Annotated in this window: 24 protein-coding genes; 14 read left to right on the top strand and 10 right to left on the bottom strand. The window is 63.2% G+C overall.

Annotated features, from left to right (window positions below; genetic code table 11):
• From N5A93_RS18815 to N5A93_RS18785, 7 genes are all read right to left on the bottom strand, one after another.
• Positions 1–344 (bottom strand): hypothetical protein (locus N5A93_RS18815; RefSeq protein ID WP_268956633.1); only part of this gene is annotated, 344 nt, incomplete at its 3' end.
• A gap of 488 nt (positions 345–832) precedes the next feature.
• Positions 833–1,291: a phage regulatory CII family protein gene (locus N5A93_RS18810; RefSeq protein WP_268956632.1), complete on the bottom strand. Its 459-nt coding sequence runs from the start codon at positions 1,289–1,291 to the stop codon at positions 833–835.
• 338 nt (positions 1,292–1,629) lie between these two features.
• The gene (locus tag N5A93_RS18805; protein WP_268956631.1) at positions 1,630–2,751 is read right to left on the bottom strand and encodes a beta-ketoacyl-ACP synthase III; all 1,122 of its coding nucleotides are present in this window, start codon (positions 2,749–2,751) and stop codon (positions 1,630–1,632) included.
• A gap of 97 nt (positions 2,752–2,848) precedes the next feature.
• Positions 2,849–3,808: a 2-hydroxyacid dehydrogenase gene (locus N5A93_RS18800; RefSeq protein ID WP_268956630.1), complete on the bottom strand. Its 960-nt coding sequence runs from the start codon at positions 3,806–3,808 to the stop codon at positions 2,849–2,851.
• Positions 3,805–4,146, bottom strand: coding sequence for a tRNA-binding protein (locus tag N5A93_RS18795; RefSeq protein ID WP_268956629.1), 342 nt, complete (start codon positions 4,144–4,146; stop codon positions 3,805–3,807). Before N5A93_RS18795 ends, N5A93_RS18800 begins: the two co-directional genes overlap by 4 nt.
• A complete protein-coding gene (gene proC / locus N5A93_RS18790; RefSeq protein WP_268956628.1) occupies positions 4,139–4,954 on the bottom strand; it encodes a pyrroline-5-carboxylate reductase in 816 nt (271 codons plus the stop codon). The genes N5A93_RS18795 and proC overlap by 8 nt, the downstream gene beginning before the upstream one ends.
• Before the next feature lie 111 nt (positions 4,955–5,065).
• Positions 5,066–5,566: a type III secretion system chaperone family protein gene (locus N5A93_RS18785; protein ID WP_268956627.1), complete on the bottom strand. Its 501-nt coding sequence runs from the start codon at positions 5,564–5,566 to the stop codon at positions 5,066–5,068.
• Positions 5,567–6,208: 642 nt separating this feature from the next.
• On the opposite strand from N5A93_RS18785, the gene N5A93_RS18780 reads away from it, so the two are divergent.
• Both N5A93_RS18780 and N5A93_RS18775 read left to right on the top strand, forming a co-directional pair.
• Entirely contained in the window at positions 6,209–6,739 is a 531-nt protein-coding gene (locus N5A93_RS18780; RefSeq protein WP_268956626.1) for a hypothetical protein, read from the top strand.
• 35 nt (positions 6,740–6,774) lie between these two features.
• Positions 6,775–7,464, top strand: coding sequence for a hypothetical protein (locus tag N5A93_RS18775; protein ID WP_268956625.1), 690 nt, complete (start codon positions 6,775–6,777; stop codon positions 7,462–7,464).
• A 188-nt stretch (positions 7,465–7,652) separates the two neighbouring features.
• Here N5A93_RS18775 and N5A93_RS18770 read toward each other — a convergent pair whose 3' ends face one another.
• Complete coding sequence (locus N5A93_RS18770; RefSeq protein WP_268956624.1) at positions 7,653–7,898, bottom strand: accessory factor UbiK family protein; 246 nt, start codon at positions 7,896–7,898, stop codon at positions 7,653–7,655.
• Between the two features lie 97 nt (positions 7,899–7,995).
• Here N5A93_RS18770 and lgt point away from each other — a divergent pair, with 97 nt between their 5' ends.
• The 4 genes from lgt to N5A93_RS18750 all read left to right on the top strand — a co-directional run bounded on the left by lgt (position 7,996) and on the right by N5A93_RS18750 (position 12,118).
• Positions 7,996–8,883, top strand: coding sequence for a prolipoprotein diacylglyceryl transferase (lgt, locus tag N5A93_RS18765; RefSeq protein ID WP_268956623.1), 888 nt, complete (start codon positions 7,996–7,998; stop codon positions 8,881–8,883).
• Positions 8,880–9,950 carry a class I SAM-dependent methyltransferase gene (locus N5A93_RS18760; RefSeq protein ID WP_268956622.1) on the top strand — a complete coding sequence of 357 codons (1,071 nt, stop codon included), beginning with the start codon at positions 8,880–8,882 and terminating at the stop codon, positions 9,948–9,950. The genes lgt and N5A93_RS18760 overlap by 4 nt, the downstream gene beginning before the upstream one ends.
• The gene (gene pgeF / locus N5A93_RS18755) at positions 9,947–10,702 is read left to right on the top strand and encodes a peptidoglycan editing factor PgeF (RefSeq protein ID WP_268956621.1); all 756 of its coding nucleotides are present in this window, start codon (positions 9,947–9,949) and stop codon (positions 10,700–10,702) included. The genes N5A93_RS18760 and pgeF overlap by 4 nt, the downstream gene beginning before the upstream one ends.
• A 630-nt stretch (positions 10,703–11,332) precedes the next feature.
• Positions 11,333–12,118, top strand: coding sequence for a Hint domain-containing protein (locus N5A93_RS18750; protein ID WP_268956620.1), 786 nt, complete (start codon positions 11,333–11,335; stop codon positions 12,116–12,118).
• Positions 12,119–12,139: 21 nt separating this feature from the next.
• Here the strand turns inward: N5A93_RS18750 and N5A93_RS18745 are convergent, their stop codons facing one another.
• Positions 12,140–12,640 (bottom strand): Lrp/AsnC family transcriptional regulator, encoded by a 501-nt coding sequence (locus N5A93_RS18745; RefSeq protein ID WP_268956619.1) that lies wholly within the window; start codon positions 12,638–12,640, stop codon positions 12,140–12,142.
• A 271-nt stretch (positions 12,641–12,911) separates the two neighbouring features.
• Between N5A93_RS18745 and N5A93_RS18740 the strand changes: the two genes are divergently transcribed.
• Together N5A93_RS18740 and trxB are read left to right on the top strand one after the other, a co-directional pair.
• Positions 12,912–13,685, top strand: coding sequence for a DUF1194 domain-containing protein (locus N5A93_RS18740; RefSeq protein WP_268956618.1), 774 nt, complete (start codon positions 12,912–12,914; stop codon positions 13,683–13,685).
• 163 nt (positions 13,686–13,848) lie between these two features.
• Entirely contained in the window at positions 13,849–14,793 is a 945-nt protein-coding gene (gene trxB / locus N5A93_RS18735; RefSeq protein WP_268956617.1) for a thioredoxin-disulfide reductase, read from the top strand.
• Positions 14,794–14,922: 129 nt separating this feature from the next.
• Here trxB and N5A93_RS18730 read toward each other — a convergent pair whose 3' ends face one another.
• Positions 14,923–15,570, bottom strand: a complete 648-nt coding sequence (locus N5A93_RS18730) for an RluA family pseudouridine synthase (protein WP_268956616.1) — start codon at positions 15,568–15,570, stop codon at positions 14,923–14,925.
• Between the two features lie 79 nt (positions 15,571–15,649).
• Between N5A93_RS18730 and msrC the strand changes: the two genes are divergently transcribed.
• From msrC to N5A93_RS18700, 6 genes are all read left to right on the top strand, one after another.
• The gene (gene msrC, locus N5A93_RS18725) at positions 15,650–16,105 is read left to right on the top strand and encodes a free L-methionine (R)-S-oxide reductase MsrC (protein ID WP_268956615.1); all 456 of its coding nucleotides are present in this window, start codon (positions 15,650–15,652) and stop codon (positions 16,103–16,105) included.
• 138 nt (positions 16,106–16,243) lie between these two features.
• Positions 16,244–16,816: a helix-turn-helix domain-containing protein gene (locus N5A93_RS18720; protein ID WP_268956634.1), complete on the top strand. Its 573-nt coding sequence runs from the start codon at positions 16,244–16,246 to the stop codon at positions 16,814–16,816.
• Positions 16,817–16,823: 7 nt separating this feature from the next.
• Complete coding sequence (locus N5A93_RS18715; protein ID WP_268956614.1) at positions 16,824–17,447, top strand: LysE family translocator; 624 nt, start codon at positions 16,824–16,826, stop codon at positions 17,445–17,447.
• Entirely contained in the window at positions 17,447–17,836 is a 390-nt protein-coding gene (locus N5A93_RS18710) for a GFA family protein (RefSeq protein ID WP_268956613.1), read from the top strand. Before N5A93_RS18715 ends, N5A93_RS18710 begins: the two co-directional genes overlap by 1 nt.
• Complete coding sequence (locus N5A93_RS18705; protein WP_268956612.1) at positions 17,833–18,204, top strand: GFA family protein; 372 nt, start codon at positions 17,833–17,835, stop codon at positions 18,202–18,204. Before N5A93_RS18710 ends, N5A93_RS18705 begins: the two co-directional genes overlap by 4 nt.
• Before the next feature lie 14 nt (positions 18,205–18,218).
• Positions 18,219–20,681 carry a GcvT family protein gene (locus N5A93_RS18700; RefSeq protein ID WP_268956611.1) on the top strand — a complete coding sequence of 821 codons (2,463 nt, stop codon included), beginning with the start codon at positions 18,219–18,221 and terminating at the stop codon, positions 20,679–20,681.
• Positions 20,682–20,846 lie beyond the last annotated feature (165 nt).

Genomic DNA, 20,846 nt, shown 5'->3' with positions numbered 1-20,846 from the left:
GTTTGCCATAATGTTCGGCGAGCGCTTCGACGCTTGAGTATCTGAAACCGCATGGACCGGGACAGATACACAGAGTTCAGGACACTCCCGAACAGACGGCGCAGGACGGGCCTTGAAAGCGCCGCTACATCCTTTCGGATCAGCAAAAGCGATGCACCGCCATCGCGGCGGCGGAGATGCGACGCAGCGTCGAGCGGGTCGATGATCTCCGACCAGGCGACCGAAACGGGGTTTTCACCATGGCGGTATTCCAGCCCCTCGGGGCTCAGGATCAGCGCGACCTCGCCGTCTTCCCTGGTCGCGCGGCGCAAGCGCAGGGATCGTCGCAGCGCAAAGATGATCATCGGAACCCCGAGGGCGAAACACAGGATAACGGCGGTATAGGTTCCGGCGGGGTCTTCACCGCGCGCCAAGTCGCGCGGCATTGCGAGTGCGGCCCCGCTGCAAAGGACCGTCAGGACCGCCGCAAGCACCATCCATAACGTGGAATTCGCCCAGAGCGCTCGAATATCCGGATTGAAAATCATATGAAACCTACACTCCACAGTTGCGTTCCGCTTGAGGCCAAGACTGTCTGAAGACGCCAGCAGGTCAAGCGATTTTGACCCTGGCAGGTGGCGTCGTTTTTCGACGTGAGGGGCGAACCTTCCCCGGTGCCTTCAGTGGGTTTCAGCCGCAATCGCAGTCGCGCGGATGAGGATGGCGCGCGCCATCCGGCCGGTAACGGCCACCCCGGAAATGCGGGTTTGTACAGGTTTCGGGCCGGGCGCCCCGGTTTTCGTACAAAACCGGCGTACAAAACAGACGTTTTGTACTGCGCCGCGCGGGCGGATCAGGTGGCTTCCTCTTCCAGATGGAGCTTCATATCGATCAGCACCTGCTGTAGCTGCGTGGTCTCCCGCAACAGGCGTTTGGCCTCGTTCACGGTGATGACTCCGTCCTCGATCGACTGCTGGTATTCGGCCATAAGCATCGCAAATCGTTGGGATAATGCGATCACGTCGCTATTGATGCCATTGCTGCGGCGGTTCTTGCGATCACCGTCGCCAAAGCTCAGGCTGATCCCCTTCAGCTCGGCCAGCGCGCCCGTCACATGCGGATAAGACGCCGCCTCCTCCAACGCCGCCACCGCATCCACCGGCATGAACCGATCCGCATGCTCGTCATGATCCGAGTAATATCTCCCCAAAGTCGCCTTGGATTTGCCGGTCAACGCGCAGGCAGGTTCGATACCCACATCCTTCACAAGCGCCTCTGTATGCTTCTTGAGATAGCTCCGAATGGTCGACATTCACTCATCCTCACCGAACGCCATGAAGTGGCAGGGGAAACGAAAACGCCGTTTCCCATTATGGCGTTTATCTCGAAATGTCATCGATAAGCAATCCCGGCGATGATCGGGAGGCCTGATGTCCCGCGGTTTACTGCGGGACGGGGTGAGGTCGGGCATTTACTGGGGTTCAAGCCTCAAGCCCAGCCTCTCGACGCGGCGCATGTGCCCATCCCCGGGAGTCAAATCCCAGCACAGGCGCCACGGCGAGAGGTCGTGACCTCACCCCACTTTGCCTCTGGGATGCTTCCGGGGGATGACATGGGTCCATCGGTCGCGGATGGCTTTGCGGTTGCTTCTCAGATCCGCTCGACCAGCACGGAACCCACCGAGTATCCCGCCCCGAAGGAGCAGATCAGGCCGGTCTCGCCCGGAACTAAATCGTTGGAGTACTTTGAAAAAGCGATTATCGAACCCGCCGACGACGTATTCGCATAATCCTGCAAGATATTTGGCTGCTCGTCGGGTTCCGGCACGCGGCCCAGAACTTTGCGACCGATGAAATCGTTCATCGACTTGTTGGCTTGATGCAGCCAGAGGCGCTTGAGTTGACCGGCCTCGATACCTTCATCGGCCAGATGGCTGGCGATATGGGCAGATACCATCGGCAGCGCTTCCTTGAAGACCTTGCGGCCCTCCTGCATGAACAGCATGTCGCGTCTGTCAGCCATACCGTCGGGCCGGGCGCGGCGCAGAAAGCCGTTATTGTTGCGGATGTTGTTGGAAAATTGCGTCGCGCAGCGGGTCGAGCGCACCAGGAAATGTGCACCCTGCGCGTCCTCTGCGCGCTCCAGGACCACGGCGGTGCAGACATCCCCGAAGATGAAATGACAATCGCGGTCACGCCATTCCAAATGCCCCGAGCAGATCTCGGGATTGACGACCAGCGCACGGCGAGCCGAGCCTGTGCGGATCATGTCCGCCGCCGCCTGAATACCGAAGGTCGCCGAAGAACAGGCGACGTTCATGTCAAAGGCGAAGCCGCCCGCGCCCAGAATTTCCTGTATTTCGATCGCCACCGCCGGATAGGGGCGCTCGTGGTTCGAGGCCGCGCAGATCACCAGGTCGATCGCGTCGGCACCAAGACCCGCTTGCGCCAAGGCACTGTTGCAGGCCTCGAGGGCCATTTCGGCCATGATCGACGGCTCGTCATCGCTGCGCTGCCGCAAGCGGGGATGCATGACCTCGGGATCGAGAATCCCGCTCTTGTCCATCACATATCGCTGCTCGATTCCCGAAGCGTTCAGAATGAAATCGGATGAAGATTGCGGCTTGGACTCGCGTTCGCCCGCAGCGATGGCCTCTGCGTTTTCGGCGTTGAATCTCTGCGCATAGGCGTTGAAGGCGGCGACCAGCTCGTCATTGGTGATGGTCTGGTCGGGTGTGTAGACGCCGGTGCCGCTGATCGCGGGTACATGCATGTAAACTCTCTCCCGAATGGTCGGGCCAGATCATAGCATGGGTGCCGCCGGGTCAAGTGTGACGGAACGGCAGGCGATCCTGTCACGATCCGATAGTCTAATTGACGCGGTTGGGCGGCTCTGCGCCGCTCAGTGCGGCATGAAGGTTCTCGACCGCCATCAACCCCATCGCCTCACGCACTTCCAGTGCCGCCGTGCCAAGATGCGGCAAAAGGGTCACGTTATCCATGGCGCGCAGCGCGTCGGGAACCTTGGGTTCGTGCTCGTAGACATCCAGCCCGGCCCCCGCGATCCGGCCAACCTGAAGGGCGGCGATCAGCGCCACCTCCTTGACCACATCGCCCCGCGCGATGTTGATGAAATAGGCGGTGCGCTTCATCGCGGAAAACAGATCGGCGCCGATCATGTGATGGGTCTCGGCACCGCCAGGCACCGCGACCACGACGAAATCCGCGGCCTCGGCCAGATCCTTCAGGGTCTCGGCGCGGGTGGCCGGAAAATCGAGGCTTTTCTCCGAGCGGTTGAAATAGATCACATCCATCCCGAAACCATAGTGACAGCGCCGCGCAATCGCCTGTCCGATGCGGCCCATGCCGATGATCCCGACGGTCTTGCCCGTCACGTGGAGGCCCAACATCTGCGTGGGATGCCAGCCCTGCCAAAGACCCGCGCGCACAAGGCGTTCGCCTTCTCCGGCACGCCGCGCGCTCATCAGGATAAGGGTCATGGCGATATCCGCCGTGGCATCGGTGACTGCGCCCGGCGTGTTGGTGACGATCACCCCGGCGGCCTTGGCGGCGGCGACATCTATGTGATTGTAACCAACGCCGAAATTCGCCAGAACCTTGCAGCGCGGATTTTCAGTGTCACGGAAAACCTCGGCCGAAAACATGTCGCCCAGGGTCGGCAGGACACCGTCATAAAGCGCCAGCGCGGCGCGCATCTGGCCAATCTTCAGCGGCGCGGTTTCCTCGCGGACCTCGATATCCTCGAACAATTCGCGTGCGCGCGCCAGAACAGCCTCGGGCAGAGGACGGGTGAGATAGACGCGGCTCAATGCATTCTCTCCCCGTTAGGAATAGGGCTGTCAGGGCGCAAAAGGACGATCTCGCCCTGCTCATCCGAAAGCCCAAGGACCAGGACCTCGGACATGAACGGTCCGATCTGGCGCGGTGGGAAATTGGTCACGGCGATCACCTGTTGGCCCGGCAGCTCTCCGGGCGTGTAATGCGCGGTGATCTGGGCGCTGGTCTTCTTTTCACCCAGCTCCGGGCCGAAATCGATCCAGAGCTTGATGGCGGGTTTGCGCGCTTCTGGAAATGGTTCGGCGCGGGTGACCGTACCGACCCGGATATCTACCTTGAGGAAATCCTCGATCCCGATCAGATCAGCCATTGCGCAATTCCCTTGAGCGTCCCGCAGCGGCCCTGACCGTGTTTTCCATCAGTGGCGGCAGGCCGTTCGCCTCGTCCATCAGAACCTCGAGCCCGGCCTGCGTGGTGCCGTTGGGGCTTGTCACGTTGACCCGGAGCTGCGCCGGCGTCTCATCCGCCGCCTCGGCGAGCGCGCCTGCGCCCGCCACTGTCGCCTTGGCCAATTGCATGGCCAGCGCGGGTGCCAAGCCCTCAGCCTCGCCGGCCTTCGCCAGGCATTCGATCATGTGAAACACATAGGCCGGGCCCGAGCCGGAGACGCCGGTGACGGCGTCCATCTGGTCTTCGCTCTCAAGGCGCACAACTTGGCCGACCGCCGACAAGAGCTCCTCGGCAAGATCGAGATGGCCTGCACCCGCCTCGACATTGCCGATGATTGCCGAGATGCCGCGGCCCACGGCTGCAGGGGTATTGGGCATCGCGCGAATGATCGGGCTCTGGGCGCCAAGCGATTGTTCCAACGAGGAAATCGGCGTTCCGGCAGCGACGGAGATGAACAGCGTCTTGCCGTTGCCCATGGCGGCGATGGTGGGAAGCGCGTCGCCCATCATCTGGGGTTTGACGGCGATGAGGACGATGGCGGGGGTTTTCGGGGGATCGGCATTGATCTGGACCCCGGTCGATTTCAGCCAATCCGAGGGTTTCGGGTCGATGACCCAGACCGATCCGGGCGGCAATCCATCCGTCAGCCAGCCCTGGAGCATGGCCGAACCCATCTTGCCGCAGCCCAACAAAACAAGGCCATTGCGCGCCACATCGTCCATATTCATGGGGTCATCCCTTCGCCTGTTTCCGGTTTGCACAGGTCAGGGATACGCGCGGCGCGGGGGCTGTGCAATGGTGCCGCGCGTGTCCGGTCCCAATGAGAGGCTGGGCGCGCGTCAGGCGCGACCGTAGGCTTCGGCGATGGCGGCTTGAAGAGCCTCGCGCGGGGTGCGGTCTCCCCAGACAACCAATTGAAATGCCGGGTAAAATCGCTCGCAATTGGTGACGGCGGCGCGGATGAGGGTATCCACCTGGTCAGGGCTTACGGCCTGCGCGCCGGTCATCACCAGACCGTAGCGATAAACCATCAGCTTCTGCTCGTCCCAGAAGTTGAAAGCGCCCGCCCAGCATTGGTCGTTCACATCGTTAAGCATTTGATATAACACGGAAAGTTTCTCTTCCGGCGGCTCCATTTCGAAGGTGCAAACCATGCGCAGTGTCTCGTCGAAAGGGGACCAGGCGAGGGTTATGGAGTAGGTGCGCCAGAGGCCTTCGACGGCCATCGCGATCTGATCGTCGCCGATGCGGTCGAAATCCCAGTCGTGATGTTCGGCCAGATGTTCAACGATATCAATGGGATGAAGGTCTTCCTGCATGAACTGCTCGGACAGTGCCATGGCGCCACCTCTTTGAGTTGTAGCGTCAGGGCGTTGCAGCGCCCCAAGCGCTAGGTGCCTGCTCTAAGGACAGGGGAGAATTCCGCCGTGTCCTACCAGATATGGTGCGCGGTTTAAAACAACCTGTAAAGCTATTTGTTGGGGATAAACACAATAAGTTGTGGATGAAATCAGAAGCGCCGCAAGATCGGGCAAGACCCTGCTCAGTCCGGCCCGAGGGGCCGGATTTTGTACGAAACGTCCGGTTTGTACGGCGGTTTTGTACAGATTCCGGCGGGTTGCGGCAGAAATTGGTACAAAACGGTTGCAGAGGTTTTTGGGGGGATGCCGGACGGCCTTTTTGGGGGCGTGCGAGCTGACCCGTGTTCTTCCGCTTTCAGGGTGGCGCAGGCGCCAAAAGCCGAAAGGCCGCGTTTCCGCGGAGTGTGCTCCAGCACCTGAAGCAGACCGACCAAAAGCACTGAATACGGCTTGGTCCAACTTGCCGCTGGCGTTCCCAAACGCGGCATGCAATCTGCGGCTGTGGCACGAGTGAAGGTTTCAAGCATGAACGACCGAGAAACGCTTTTGAAAATCAGGGGATTTCTGACCGCCATAAACGGGCGCATCCTGCAAATATCCAATCGCTAAGCCAACGCCGCGATGGGCGCTGCCGCCAGCACGGTGGCCGGAACCGCTGCGGCCAGTTCGATCACGGGACTTGTTGGATTATTTGGAACAGCGAGCACGGGCACAGCTCTCGCGGGTCTGGCAGGTGCAGCCAAATCGACCGCAACCTTGTATTGGATCGGAAGCATCGTGGGGGGCGGTGTTGCCGCTGGCACGCTCATAACCGGGGTCGGTGCGGTCGGGGCCGGGATCTATGGGGCGAACAAAGTGAAACGTTTCCTGTTTGGGCGACCGCGTCGGGATACTCTTGAGGAGCGGGAGCAAATGATTGTCCTCGCCGTCACCGCCTTGATAAAGGCGATTGATGAGGCGCTTGGCTCTGACAGGGGGGTCACGCAGAAGGAGGTCGCGCTCTTTTCCCGGATCGGCGTGACGCCGGTTCGTGAGGAATTGGAACAGGCGCTTGGTGAAAACACGTTTTCTCAACTCAAGGTCTATAACCGGGTCAGGTTGCGAGGTCATCTTGTCAATCTTGGGTCGCTGCAGGAAAGGTTGGCGACATGAAGCGACTGAGCGCGGGCGTCACGCTTGCTGTCACATTGGGCCAGCTACTTGCTGGTCGTCGCGATGGATGGAGCAAGGATCAGCTGTTGGTGTTGGAGGCGCTGCGTCGCTCCGCCAGCGAACTTGAAGGCGCGGATGAGGAGACACTTGCGGCATATCTGGCTGATTTCTCGCCGGAGCAGATGCGCGGGATCGTATCGAATATCAAAGGCATCTATCACGAACTTCTGGTCACGCGCGCCGAGAATATTGACGGGGATAAGATATCGGCGGTCATGTTCGAAGCGACTAACCATCCCGGCGCTGATATCGAGTTCATGATGGATGGGAATGTCATTCGCGAGGTGCAGCTGAAGGCAGTGCAATCGCGCGCGGATATCCTGGAGGCTCTCGAACGCTATCCCGACACCGATGTCTTCGCCACGTCCGAGGTTGCTGCGCTGCTTGGCGGCGCATTTGGCTCCCGCGTGACGGATTCTGGTTTCAGCAACACCAAGATCACGAATGAAACACGGGAAACGCTGGAGGCCCTGATCGGCGAGGATCTGAGTGAATTCGTCAGCGATGGTCTGCTGACATCATCATTGTTGGGGGGCGCCATTGTCGCGCGTTCGGTGCTTGCAGGCAGTAAGCCATCTGGCACCGATGTCAGGTCTTTCCTTGAGTCGGCCGGGGTTGGCGTTGGCACCGCTTTCGTTACCGATACGCTTCTCGAGTTTCTCTGAGAGGCGGCACGATCCGACCGATATTCGGCCTGCGCACGTTATAACGCCGGCATGCATCGTCATGCTGCAGGCATGGCGCGGCAGTCGCGGCCCGAAGACAGGCGCCTTCTCAAGGCTGCCGTTCAGCACCTGAACGCCGCTATTCTCGCTGACGCATCCAGACGGGCAGTGCCGGCAGAGGGGCGCTGCTACTTCTTTGCCGATTCCAGCGCGTCGAGGCGGGCCTTGAGGGCCTCGTTTTCCTCGCGCGCTTTCTGGGCCATGGCGCGCACGGCGTCGAATTCCTCGCGGGTGACGAAATCACGATCCGCCAGCCAGCGGTCGATCATGGATTTCATCGCCGTCTCGGCCTCGTCGCGCGCACCCTGCGCCACGCCCATGGCGTTGGTCATCAGTTGCGATATATCGTCCAGAACCTTGTTGCGGGTCTGCATGTCATTCTCCGGCAATCTGTTTCACACCTATATGAGCGCGTAACCCCCTCGGGACAAGGATTGACTTCCCCGATCAACCAGAGGCACAGAGACGCACATGCAGGCCATGATCCCCTTCCCGAACATTTCACCCGAGATTTTCTCGGTCAGCCTTTTCGGCATTGAATTCGCGCTGCGCTGGTATGCGCTGGCCTATATCGCGGGCATCGTGATCGGCTGGCGGCTGGTGGTGGCCACCGTGAAGCGCCCGCATCTGTGGACCGATGACAGCCCGCCGATGGATGCGCGCGCGGTCGAGGACCTGCTGACCTGGGTGATCCTGGGGGTGATCCTGGGCGGGCGGCTGGGTTTCGTGATCTTCTATCAGCCGGCCTATTACCTGTCGCACCCGCTCGAGATCCTTCAGGTCTGGCAAGGCGGCATGGCGTTTCATGGCGGGTTGCTGGGCGTGATCGCGGCATGCCTGCTGTTCTCCTGGCGGCGCGGGATTCCGTGGCTGTCGGTGGCGGATGTGCTGTGCATGGCGACGCCTGCGGGGCTGTTGCTGGGGCGGATCGCCAATTTCATCAATGCCGAATTGTGGGGGCGGCCCACGGACCTGCCCTGGGGCGTGGTCTTTCCGCGTGCCGCCGCACAGGATTGCCCCGATGTCGAGGGGCCTTGCGCGCGCCACCCCTCGCAGCTTTATGAAGCCGGGCTCGAGGGGCTGATTCTGGGCGCTGTGCTGCTTTGGCTGGTCTTTGCGCGCGGGGCGCTGAAATTGCCGGGGCTGGCGACCGGCGTGTTCTTTACCGGCTACGGGCTATCACGTTTCGTGGTCGAGTTCGTGCGCCAGGCGGACCCGCAATTCATCACGCCTGACAACCCGATGGGTTACGTGCTGCATGCGGGCGGCATGGGGCTGAGCATGGGGCAGCTTCTGTCGTTGCCGATGGTGGTGCTGGGGCTGGTCTTTATCCTGTGGGCGCGCAGGCATCGGGCATGACGGCCTTGCGCGATATCCTGATCGCGCGCATCCGGGATGGCGGGCCGATGCCGCTGGCGGATTACATGGCCGAATGCCTGATGAACCCCGATCACGGCTATTACGCCACGCGCGACCCGCTGGGCGCGGCGGGGGATTTCACGACCGCACCGGAAATCAGCCAGCTTTTCGGAGAGTTGATGGGCCTTGCGCTGGCGCAGGCCTGGCTGGATCAGGGGGCGCCCGCGCCGTTCACGCTGGCGGAGTGCGGCCCCGGACGGGGCACGCTGATGGCGGACCTGCTGCGCGCGACGCGGGGGGTGCCGGGGTTTCACGCGGCGTTGCGGCTGCACTTGGTCGAGGCCTCGCCCGCGTTGCGGGCGGTGCAGCGCGCCACGATCGGGCGCGATGACATCACATGGCACGAGAGCGCCGACGCGTTGCCCGACGCGCCGCTGTTTCTGATCGCGAACGAGTTTTTCGACGCGCTGCCGATCCGGCAATTCATGCGCGCGGGCGCTGGCGCGGGCTGGTGCGAGCGCTGCGTGGGCGTGCGTGACGGCAAGCTGGTGCTGGAGGCGGGCGCGCCAAGGCCGGTGGCGGCATTGGCGCAGCGGCTGGAGGATACGCGCGAGGGCGATATCGTCGAGCATTGCGCGCCGGGCGAAGCGGTGGCCGGGGCGATCGGCGCGCGCATCGCGGCGCATGGCGGCGCGGCGCTGATCGTGGATTACGGCGGCTGGCGCACGCTGGGCGACACGTTTCAGGCGGTGCGCCGCCACCAGCGCGCCGATCCGCTGGAGGCGCCCGGCATGGCCGATCTGACGGCGCATGTGGATTTCGAGGCGCTGGCAAGGGCGGCGGCCCCGGCCCGGCACACGCGCCTGACGCCGCAGGGTGTGTTCCTTGAGCGGCTGGGCGTGACGGCGCGCGCGCAGGTTCTGGCGAAGGGGCTGGACGGCGAGGCGCTGGAAAACCATGTCGCTGCACATCGGCGCTTGACCCATCCGCAGGAAATGGGGACGCTCTTTCAGGTGCTAGGACTTTACCCTCCCAATGCGGCGCCGCCGCCCGGATGTGACGCATGACGCTGGAAATCATCACCGCCGACAGCCTGTCCCCGTTCCGGCACGGGTTCTTCACACGGCGCGGGGGCGCGTCCTCGGGGGTGTTCTCGGGGCTCAATTGCGGGCCGGGATCGTCCGACCAGTCCGAGATCGTGCGCATCAACCGTGCCCGCGTTGCCGAGGCGATGGGGGTGGCGCCCGACCATCTGCTGACGCTTGACCAGGTGCATTCGGCGGATGTGGTCGCGGTGGATCGCCCGCTGGAGCAGCGACCGCGCGCGGATGCGCTGGTCACGGCCAGTCCGGGTGTGGCGGTGGCCGTGCTGACCGCCGATTGCCAGCCGGTGCTGCTGGCGGATGCGAAGGCGGGCGTGGTGGGCGCGGCCCATGCGGGCTGGCGCGGGGCGCTAGACGGCGTGCTGGAGGCGACGCTGGACGCGATGGAGGATCTGGGCGCGCGGCGCGGCGATATCAGCGCGGTGATCGGCCCCACCATCAGCCAGGGCGCTTATGAGGTCGGCCCCGAGTTCCTTGAGGAGTTCATCGCGGACGATCCCGCCAACACGCGGTTCTTCGCCAATGGCAAGGACGGGCGGTATCTGTTTGACCTGACCGCCTATGGGCTGGAGCGGCTGCGCGCAGCGGGCGTGGGCCAGGCCGAGTGGACGCGCCATTGCACCTATGGAGACCCGGAGCGGTTCTTTTCCTACCGGCGCGCCTGTCATGCGGGCGAGGCCGATTACGGGCGGCTGATATCGGCGATCCGGCTCTGAAATCGGGCAGGACCGGGGCAAACCGGCCCACAATCCCGCCCGATTTGATCCCGTGCAGGCAGGCGAGCGGGAATGGAATGCGGCGGGTTTCGCCTTTTTTCATGGGTTTTCGTCCGTTTTGCGCCCGGCTTGGGGGATGTTCACATTTCACGTCCGGGCAGGCTGAAAAATGCCCACAAAATTCGCATCGACGTCAAATCCCGGCCCCAAAGCGGCGCCATATTGCTGGGAAATGCGGAAACAACCGCCGAGCAGACATGAGGAAAGACAGATGAAGAAGCGTTGGATGAAATCGGTGATCGAAACCAGCCGGCAGACGCTGCCGCCGATGCCCTACGGGCGCAAGGCCCGCCGCGCCGCGCCCGTTCTGCGCAAGCTGCGCAGCGCCTGATCGGCTTGGCGATTCGACGCCTTGGCGCGGCGAATTGTGGCGAACCGGTTCACGCTGGCGGGACAAAGCCATCCCGCCCGCGTCATTTTTTGAAAACATGAAACAATAACCCTGAAAATTTGACAGAAATCAGGCTTTTCGGCGACCTAACGAGCGTAGAAAAAAATTTGTTTGAATTGTCCTTCTGTCGTTGTCGGTGGGGGCCGGCGCGGTTGTGACTACCTCGAAGGTGACACAACATGTCCATCCCCAATACGGCTGCCTCCTTTTCACAGGAACCGCAAACCACGCCCGATTCCGGCGCCAAGGCGCAACCAGTCGCCGCGCGCAAGGCGCGGATGATGCGACGTTACCGCATCCGGTCGCTGCGCGAGGACGGATCGGTGCATGAGACCGAGAATATCGGCCCCGCCATCCCCGCCTTCGAGAAAGCCTTTTCCGCCTTTGCCCGCGGCACGCTGATCAAGACCACGACAGGCCCTGTCGCGGTCGAGGACCTGGAACCGGGGATGATGCTGGCCACCGCCGAGCACGGACCGTCGGAATTGCTGTGGATCGGGTCGATGACGCTGGTGCCCGATGCCCAGGGGCTGGCCCCGCAGGATTGCCGCATCACGCGGATCATGCCGGATTCCTTTGGCATGGAGCGCCCGATGACCAACATGATGGCCGGCCCCGGTTCGCGGCTGCTGACGCGTCCGCCCGCCCTGCGTGACAGTTTCGGCGGCGAGCGCCTGCTGACTCCGGCGCGCGATCTGGCCGATGGCATGAATGTCGTCGAGGTCACGCCGCCCACGTCCGTCGAGGTTTACCACCTGTGCCTGCGCCAACATGCGACGATCACCGCGGGCGGTCTGGATTTCGAGACCTTCCATCCCGGCACCGGGTTCGAGCGCCACATGAGCCCGAACCTGCTGGCGCTGTTCCTGTCGTTCTTTCCCCATATCCGGGAGGCGGGTGATTTCGGCAACCTGTCGCATCTGCGCCTGCCGTTCTCGGGTGCCACGTCGATGGACGCGGCCTGAGCGAGATTCCGGCGCCGCCCGTCAGGCCGACCGGTTGAGACGCTCTTCGAGAATGTCGAAGGGCACGCCGGGTTCGTCCTTGGCGCCGCGAATGACCAGAGATGTCTTGACGCTGGCGACATTGTCGGCGGCGGTCAGTTCCTCGGTCAGGAAGCGCTGAAAGGTGCTGAGATCAGGGGCGACGCATTTGAGGATGAAATCCACCTCGCCATTGAGCATGTGACACTCGCGCACCAGCGGCCAGCTGCGGCAGCGGGCCTCGAAGGCGCTCAGATCGGCCTCGGCCTGGCTTTGCAGGCCGACCATGGCAAAGACCTGCACCTCGAAGCCGAGTTCGCGCGCGTCGACATCGGCATGATAGCCACGGATATAGCCCTGTTCCTCGAGGGTGCGCACCCGGCGCAGGCAGGGCGGCGCCGAGATTCCGACCCGTCGGGCCAGTTCGACATTGGTCATGCGCCCATCGGCCTGAAGTTCGGCCAGAATCTTGCGGTCGATCTCGTCGAGGCGGGTGGCAGCCATGATTCGCTCCAAGCAGTGAATTTGGGAAAGTTATAAACGACCTGCGGGCGCGCGCAATAATGTTTCAAGGTCTGGCAATTTTGTTAGGTCATATTTGTTTAAAGATACGAAACAATCCACACAAGCGCCCGGATTGTATCCGCCAACCGTGGAAATAAGGCGGAATTAAGATTTAAAAATGTCGACTTTCGGATTATTATGTTACCAGAGTGTGCTTTGCCAATTTTCGGTAGGTCTATTTTTTTTCAACTGTTTAATCGGAGGGATAACCATGCCCAACACAATTCTCAAATCAGTGGCGCTTTCCGTCGGCCTTGCCTTTGGCTCGCTGACCGCTGCCAGCGCTGCCACTGTGGATACGGTCCTGTCACTGGTGATCGACGTATCCGGCAGCATTGACGGCGGCGAATACGATCTTCAGATGAAGGGTTACGAGGACGCGTTCCGTGACAGCAGCATTCAGAATGCGATCACCGACACTGACGGTGGTAACCGCAACGGCTCGATCGCGGTCAACCTGATCCAGTTCGGTACATCTGCGTCGGAGCGGCTCGGCTTCTTCGTGATCGACTCGGCTCAGAAGGCAACCGACTTCGCCGATGCAATTGCCGGCGTCACGCGTCACAACAGTACTCGTACGGGTATTGGCGAAGGAATCCAACTGGCGTCTTCGACAATCACCGACTGGCTAAAGGATAACAGCGCGAGCCGCGCGGTTATCGACGTCTCCGGCGATGGGACCAACAACGCAGGGATCGCCCCGTCGACGGCGCGTGACGCCGCGCTTGCCGCCGATGTGGACGCGATCAACGCCATCGCGATCGAGTCGGCCTCGCTGCAAGACTATTTCGACAACAATGTCGTGGGCGGCACCAATTCCTTCAGCCTGTTCGCGTCCGATTTCGATGACTTCGACTCGGCGATCAAGCGCAAGCTGAGGGCCGAAATCACCGGCACCAACCCGATCCCGCTGCCCGCAGGTGCGTGGCTTCTGCTGAGCGGTATTGGTGGGCTGGCAGCACTGCGCCGGCGCAAGAAGGCCTGATACGGCCCTCGGAAAAGCATCAAGGGAAAGGCCCGCCGGGATCACCGCGCGGGCCTTTTTCATGTCTGCCGACGCGACAATCGCGCCGTCCGGCGATGATGGGGTTTCTACCGGCCAGCGGGACGGCTATATGCAGCCTGACCCGCAACACCGGAGATTCCCCATGGCCGAAACCCGTCACACCAAATGCCTGATCATCGGATCGGGGCCTGCAGGCTATACCGCAGGCGTCTATGCCAGCCGCGCGATGCTGGAGCCGATCCTTGTGCAGGGGATCGAGCCGGGCGGGCAGCTGACCACCACGACCGAGGTCGAGAACTGGCCCGGCGACAGCGAGGTGCAGGGGCCGGACCTGATGCTGCGTATGGAGGCCCATGCCAAGGCGATGGGCTGCGAGATCATCGGCGACATCATCACAGATCTGGATGTGCAAAGCCGCCCGTTCGTGGCGAAGGGTGACAGCGGTGCGGTCTATACGGCCGATGCGGTGATCATGGCGACCGGGGCGCGCGCCAGGTGGCTGGGGCTTGACAGCGAAGAGGCGTTCAAGGGCTTTGGTGTCAGCGCCTGCGCGACCTGTGACGGGTTCTTCTATCGCGGCGAGGAGATCGTGGTGATCGGCGGCGGCAACACGGCCGTGGAAGAGGCGCTGTTCCTGACGAATTTCGCATCGAAAGTCACCCTGATCCATCGCCGCGACGAACTGCGGGCAGAACAGATCCTGCAGAACCGCCTGCTCAAGCATCCCAAGATCGAAACCCTGTGGTTTCATGAGCTTGAAGAGGTGCTGGGCGACGAGAACCCCAAGGGCGTCACCGGCGTGCGCGTGAAAAGCAACCGGACCGGCAAGACCACCGAGATCCCCTGCAAGGGCGTGTTCATCGCTATCGGCCACGCCCCCGCCAGCGAGCTGATCAAGGGCAAGGTCGACATGCATCACGGCGATTACGTCAAGGTCGAGCCGGGCAGCACCCGCACCTCGATCCCCGGTATCTTCGCGGCGGGCGATCTGACCGACCACATCTACCGTCAGGCGGTGACCAGCGCGGGCATGGGCTGCATGGCGGCGCTGGATGCCGAGAAATTCATCGCCGAGATGGATGACTGACCAGGCAACAGGGCATTCACCGCATGCCGGACGGGCCGCGCCGGAAGGGGGCGGTGTTTGCGGCAGGCGCCAGATCGTCGCTGAGGCGGCCGTGGCCGGGCCGGTCGTTCATGGTCGCCGAATGGCCCTTCAGAATGGCGGCCTGGCACGAAACCGCATCCCGGCGCCGCCATCGGGGTGGCGCAGGCGCAGTTCCTCGGAATGGAGCATCAGGCGGGGATATTGCGCCGCCGCGCCGGTGGCGTAAAGCGGATCGCCCAGGATGGGGTGCCCCATCGCCAGCATATGCACCCGCAACTGATGGCTGCGCCCGGTGCGCGGCATCAGCCGCACCCGGCTTTCGCCCGCGTTCTGGCGCAGGACCCGCCAGTCGGTGACCGCTTCGCGGCCCGTTTCGTGGCATACTTTCTGGCGCGGGCGGTTGGGCCAATCGACGATCAGCGGCAAATCGACGGTGCCGGACTTGGGCGAAAGCTGCCCCCAGACCCGTGCGACATAGGTCTTTTTCACCTGACGCTTTTCGAATTGCAGCCCCAGGTGGCGTTGCGCATGCGGGCTGAGGCCAAAGACCATCACGCCCGACGTGTCCCTGTCCAGCCGATGCACCAGCAATGCGGTCGGGAAAACCTCCTGCGCGCGCGCCAGCAGGCAATCGGCCAGATGCGCGCCCTTGCCCGGCACGCTCAGGAGGCCCGCGGGCTTGTTCACGACTAGGATCTCGTGATCCTCGTGCAGCACCTCCAGCGGGTCCTGTGGCGGGTTGTATTCGCTTTCCATGCGCCGCCCTCTACACCAGGCCCGCGGCCGGTGCCACACCCTCTGGCACCGCGATGCGTGCTGTGGCAAGACATGGGTCATGCGCATAGATTACGACAGCACCCTGAAAACCATCGCCTCGCTGACCAGCGGCGAAAGCGACGAGATCGCCCTGATGGCCACCGTGGTTTGCGAATTGCATCACGCCGACGACCGATTCGACTGGACGGGTTTTTACCGCGTGACCGAGCCGGGCATGCTCAGGATCGGTCCCTATCAGGGCGGTCATGGCTGTCTGGTGATCCCTTTCGATCGCGGGGTCTGCGGCGCGGCGGCCAGGACGGGCGAGGTGCAGCTGGTCGATGACGTCGATGCCTTTGCGGGCCATATCGCCTGTGCCAGCTCGACCCGCTCCGAGATCGTGCTGCCGGTCCTTGATGCCGAAGGGCAGCTGATCGCTGTGCTCGATATCGACAGCGACCGGCCCGCCGCCTTCGATCAATCCGACGCAGCCGGGCTTGGCCGTATCTTGCAGGATGTCTTCGCGCGGGCATAAGATATTGATATCAAACATGTAATCTCGCCCTGTGGCGAACATGCCAACATTTTCATGAAATTTAATTTGATTTTTTCACGGAATCGCCCCAGCGTGAAATTGCAGCCGATATTTTCATGAGGGCGCGCGCGAGTGACGATACATCAATCCAATCCCGACCGCCCGCCGACCCTTGGCGCGGACCTGCGCACCCTGCGCAAGGCGCGCGGCCTGACCCTGTCGGACATGGCCGAGCGGCTTGATCGCTCCGTCGGCTGGCTCAGCCAGGTCGAGCGCGACCTTTCGGACCCCTCCATCACCGACCTGCGCCACATCGCCGCCGCGCTTGGCGTGCCGGTCTCGATGCTGTTCGGCCAGCCGACAGCCCCGGCCCATGAGGCCGGTCATGTGGTGCGCCAGGGCGCCCGCCGGCGGATCGGCTCGGGCGCGGCGGGGCTGATCGAGGAACTGCTCTCGCCCGACCTGACCGACGATTTCGAGATGGTCCACTGCACCTTCGAACCCCACAGCCGCATCGGCGAAACCGTCACCCGCCCCACGCAGGAGGTGGGTTATCTGCTGTCGGGCAAGCTGGACCTCGAGATCGGGAACGACACCTTTACCATCCATCCTGGCGACAGCTTCCGCATCCGCGAGGAACCCTTCGCCTGGATCAACCCCTATGACGAACCGGCCGTGGCGATCTGGGCGATCGCCCCGCCGGTCTATTGAGGCTGCCATGAGCTGGGATGCCTGGACCGTTTTCGCGCTGTTCTGGGTGATCTTCGTGACCACGCCGGGGCCGAACCACCTCAATTGCATCCGCACCGGCATGGGCCACGGCTTTCACCGCGGACTTTGGTGCGTGGCCGCCATCCTGTTGCAGGCGACGCTGTTCCTGACCCTTTCGGCGGCGGGCATCACCGCCCTGATCGCCACCTCTCCGGCGGCGTTCACCGCCGCGAAACTGCTGGGCGCGGGGGTGCTGATCTGGCTTGGCCTGCGCGGCTGGATCATGGCGAGGCGGCCCATCCGGGCCGAAGAACCCGCGCCCGGCTCGATCTTCTGGCGCGCCTTCATGATTGCCACCATCAACCCCAAAAGCGTCGCAGGCTACCTTGCCGCCTTCAGCCAGTTCGTGCAGCCCGATGTGCCGATCTGGACCCAGATGTGGGTAATCTTCCCGACCGCTCTCTGCATCACCGCGATCAGCTATACCGGCTTCATCGCGCTTGGTGCGGGGCTGGGGCGCGCCGCGCTTGGTGCGGTGTTCAACACCTGGCTGCGGCGCGCGATGGCGTCCTGTTTCATCCTTTACGGCATCGCGCTTGGCAGCGCCACGGCACCGGCGGGAGGTTCCTGATGTATCACGGATCATGCCTCTGCGGGGCCATCGGCCTGACCATCGACGCCCCGCTGAAAGGCCCGATCGCCTGCCATTGCAGGCAGTGCCGCCGCCAATCGGGCCATTATTTCAGCGCCGTGCCCGCCCCCAAATCCGCTCTTCATATCACTGGCAGCGCCAACCTCACGTGGTTTCGCGCCAGCGACATCGCCAGCCGTGGCTTTTGCCAAACCTGCGGCTCGACCCTGTTCTGGCGCCCCGATGACGGCCCCACGATCATGGTGGCCATGGCCGCGCTCGACGCGCCCACCGGGCTGCGCCTCTCGGGTCATTACTGGTGCGATCACAAGGGCGATTACTACGCCATCCCCGACACCCTTCCCCGCTTTGAAGGAGACAGCGCATGATCACCGGAAGATGCCTTTGCGGCGATATCACCTTCACGGTTCACGCAATGCCCCAGGGTGCCTCGGTCTGCCATTGCGGCCAGTGCCGCAAGCAATCGGGGCATCTGTGGGCCTCGGCCTATGCACCGAAGAACAAGGTCGGGATCGACGGCCCGGTGCAGTGGTTCGAAGCCACCCCCGCCGCCAAGCGCGGCTTTTGCCCGCGCTGCGGTGCGTCGCTGTTCTGGACCGCCCATGACGAGGACACGATCAGCTTTGCGCTTGGGGCGCTGGATGAACCCACCGGGCTGACCCTGGAAAAGCACATCTTCACCGCCGACAAGGGCGATTATTACGACATCGCGGACGGCGTGCCGCAAGAACTCTGAACGGAGCACCACACATGTCCGATTTTCCGACAACAGCACGCGTGGTCATCATCGGCGGCGGCGCCGTGGGGGCGTCCTGCCTCTATCACCTCGCAAAGGCGGGCTGGCACGATTGTGTCCTTCTCGAAAAGAACGAACTGACCGCCGGCAGCACATGGCATGCGGCGGGCAACGTCCCCACCTTCTCGACCTCTTGGTCGGTGATGAACATGCAGCGCTACTCGACCGAGCTTTATGCCCGGCTCGGGGCCGAGGTCGACTACCCCATGAACTACCATCAGACCGGCTCGATCCGCCTCGGGCACAGCATCGAGCGGATGCAGGAATTCGAGCGCGCCCGCGGCATGGGGCGCTACCAGGGGATGGATCTCGAAATCCTCGCCGCCGACGAGATCAAGGCCCGCTATCCCTTTATCGAAACCCATGACCTGCAAGGCGCGCTTTATGATCCCGATGATGGCGATATCGACCCCGCGCAGCTGACGCAGGCTTTGGCCAAGGGCGCACGCGATCTGGGCGCGAGGGTGCTGCGGTTCTGCCCCGCCACCGGCATTGACCGCAAGGGGGGCGAATGGATCGTCAAGACCGACAAGGGTGATATCCGCTGCGAACATGTGGTCAATGCCGCGGGCTATTATGCGCAGCGCGTCGGCGAGTGGTTCAAACCCTTCGGCGGGCGGACCGTGCCGATGATGGTGATGAGCCATCAATATCTGTTGACCGATGAAATCCCCGAACTCGAAGCCTGGTCGCGCGAGGCCGGACACAAGCTGCCTCTCCTGCGCGACGTGGACAGCTCCTATTACCTCAGGCAGGAGAAGCACGGGCTCAATCTCGGCCCCTACGAGGGCAATTGCCGCGCCCATTGGATCGACCCCGGCGATCCCATGCCCGAGGATTTCAGCTTTCAGCTCTATCCCGACGATCTCGAGCGCCTGGAATGGCATATCGACGACGCCATCGCGCGGGTGCCGATCCTGGGTACGGCGGGCGTGAACAAGGTGATCAACGGCCCCATCCCCTACGCGCCGGACGGGCTGCCGCTGCTTGGCCCGATGCCCGGCGTTCCGAATGCCTTCGAGGCCTGCGTCTTCACCTTCGGCATCGCCCAGGGCGGCGGCGCGGGCAAGGTGCTGGCCGAATGGATCACCCAAGGCGCAACCGAATGGGACATGTGGGCCTGCGATCCGCGCCGCTTTACCGACTATACCGACCCCGATTACTGCATTGCCAAGGGGATGGAGGTCTATGGCCACGAATACGCCATGCATTTCCCGCGCCATGAATGGCCTGCCGGGCGCGACCGCAAGCTCTCGCCCCTGCATGACAGGATCAAGGCGCTTGGCGGCGTCATGGGCGCCTATAACGGCTGGGAGCGCGCCAACTGGTTCGCCCGGCCCGGCGACGACACATCCCAGGCCGCCACAAGGACCTGGAACCGCGCCGGCCCCTGGGAGCCCCGCATCCGCGAAGAATGCGAAGCGGTGCGCGATGCCTGCGGTATCCTTGACCTGCCGGGATTCTCGCGCTTCAATCTCGAAGGGCCGAATGCCGCCGAATGGCTCGCGTCGCGGATCACCGGCCTCGTGCCGCGCGTCGGGCGCATCGGGCTGGTCTATTTCGCCGATGAGCGCGGGCGGATCCTGACCGAGATGTCGGTGGTGCGCCATCGCGATGACCTTATGACCCTGATCACCGCCGCCGCCGCCGAATGGCACGATTACGACCTGCTCGCCTCGGCGCTTGGCGGGGTCGACGGCGTCACCCTTACCAACCGCACGCGGGATTACATGACCCAGATCCTCGCCGGTCCGGCCTCGCGCGCGCTGCTATCCGATCTCTGCGACGCCGATCTGACACAACCCTGGCTGACCCACCAGGCGACCGAGATCGCCGGGCGTTGGGCACGGCTCGTGCGGGTCTCCTTCACCGGCGAACTGGGCTGGGAAATCCACACGAAAACCGAGGACACCGCCGCCGTCTTCGACGCCGTCTGGCAGGCGGGGCAGGCCCATGGCCTCAAGCCCTTCGGCATGTATGCGCTCGACAGCCTGCGCATGGAAAAGGCCTACCGCGCATGGAAGGGCGATCTGAGCACCGATTACACCATGCTCGAAGCCGGGCTCGAACGGTTCGTGAAATTCGACAAGCCACAGGATTTCCCCGGCAAAACCGCCCTCCTCGCCGAACAGGCGCGCGGCCCGGCCAAACGTTTCGTCACGCTCAAGGTCGAACCCGGCGCCGCCGATGCGCCCTACATGTCCACCATTCGCCATGACGGGCAAATCGTGGGCGAAACCACCAGCGGGGCCTGGGGCTACAGGGTGAACGCCTCGCTCGCCCTCGCCATGATCCGTGCAGATCTCGCCGCGCAAGGCACCGTGCTCGAGATCGACATCTACGGCACGCCCCACAGCGCCACCGTTCAACCCGACGGCCCGCTCTGGGACCCCGCCAATGAACGACTGAAAGCGTGATGCCCCATCCCCGCTTCTTCTGTTTCGAAATATCCCGGGGGGTGGGGGGGGGCCCCCCCCCCCCCCTCTTTTCAAAGCGGAAGGTAGTCGATCATGTCCCCGGCGCGGCGGGGCGGGTCGTCGGCGGGGCGGATCATCAGGGCGTTGGCGCTGGCCAGCACCGAC

It is taken from the genome of Roseovarius salincola (assembly GCF_026891095.1).
Classification (GTDB): Bacteria; Pseudomonadota; Alphaproteobacteria; order Rhodobacterales; family Rhodobacteraceae; genus Roseovarius; species Roseovarius salincola.
The sequence above is the reverse complement of the archived record's forward strand: the minus strand, read 5'-3'. Positions and strand labels throughout refer to the sequence as shown.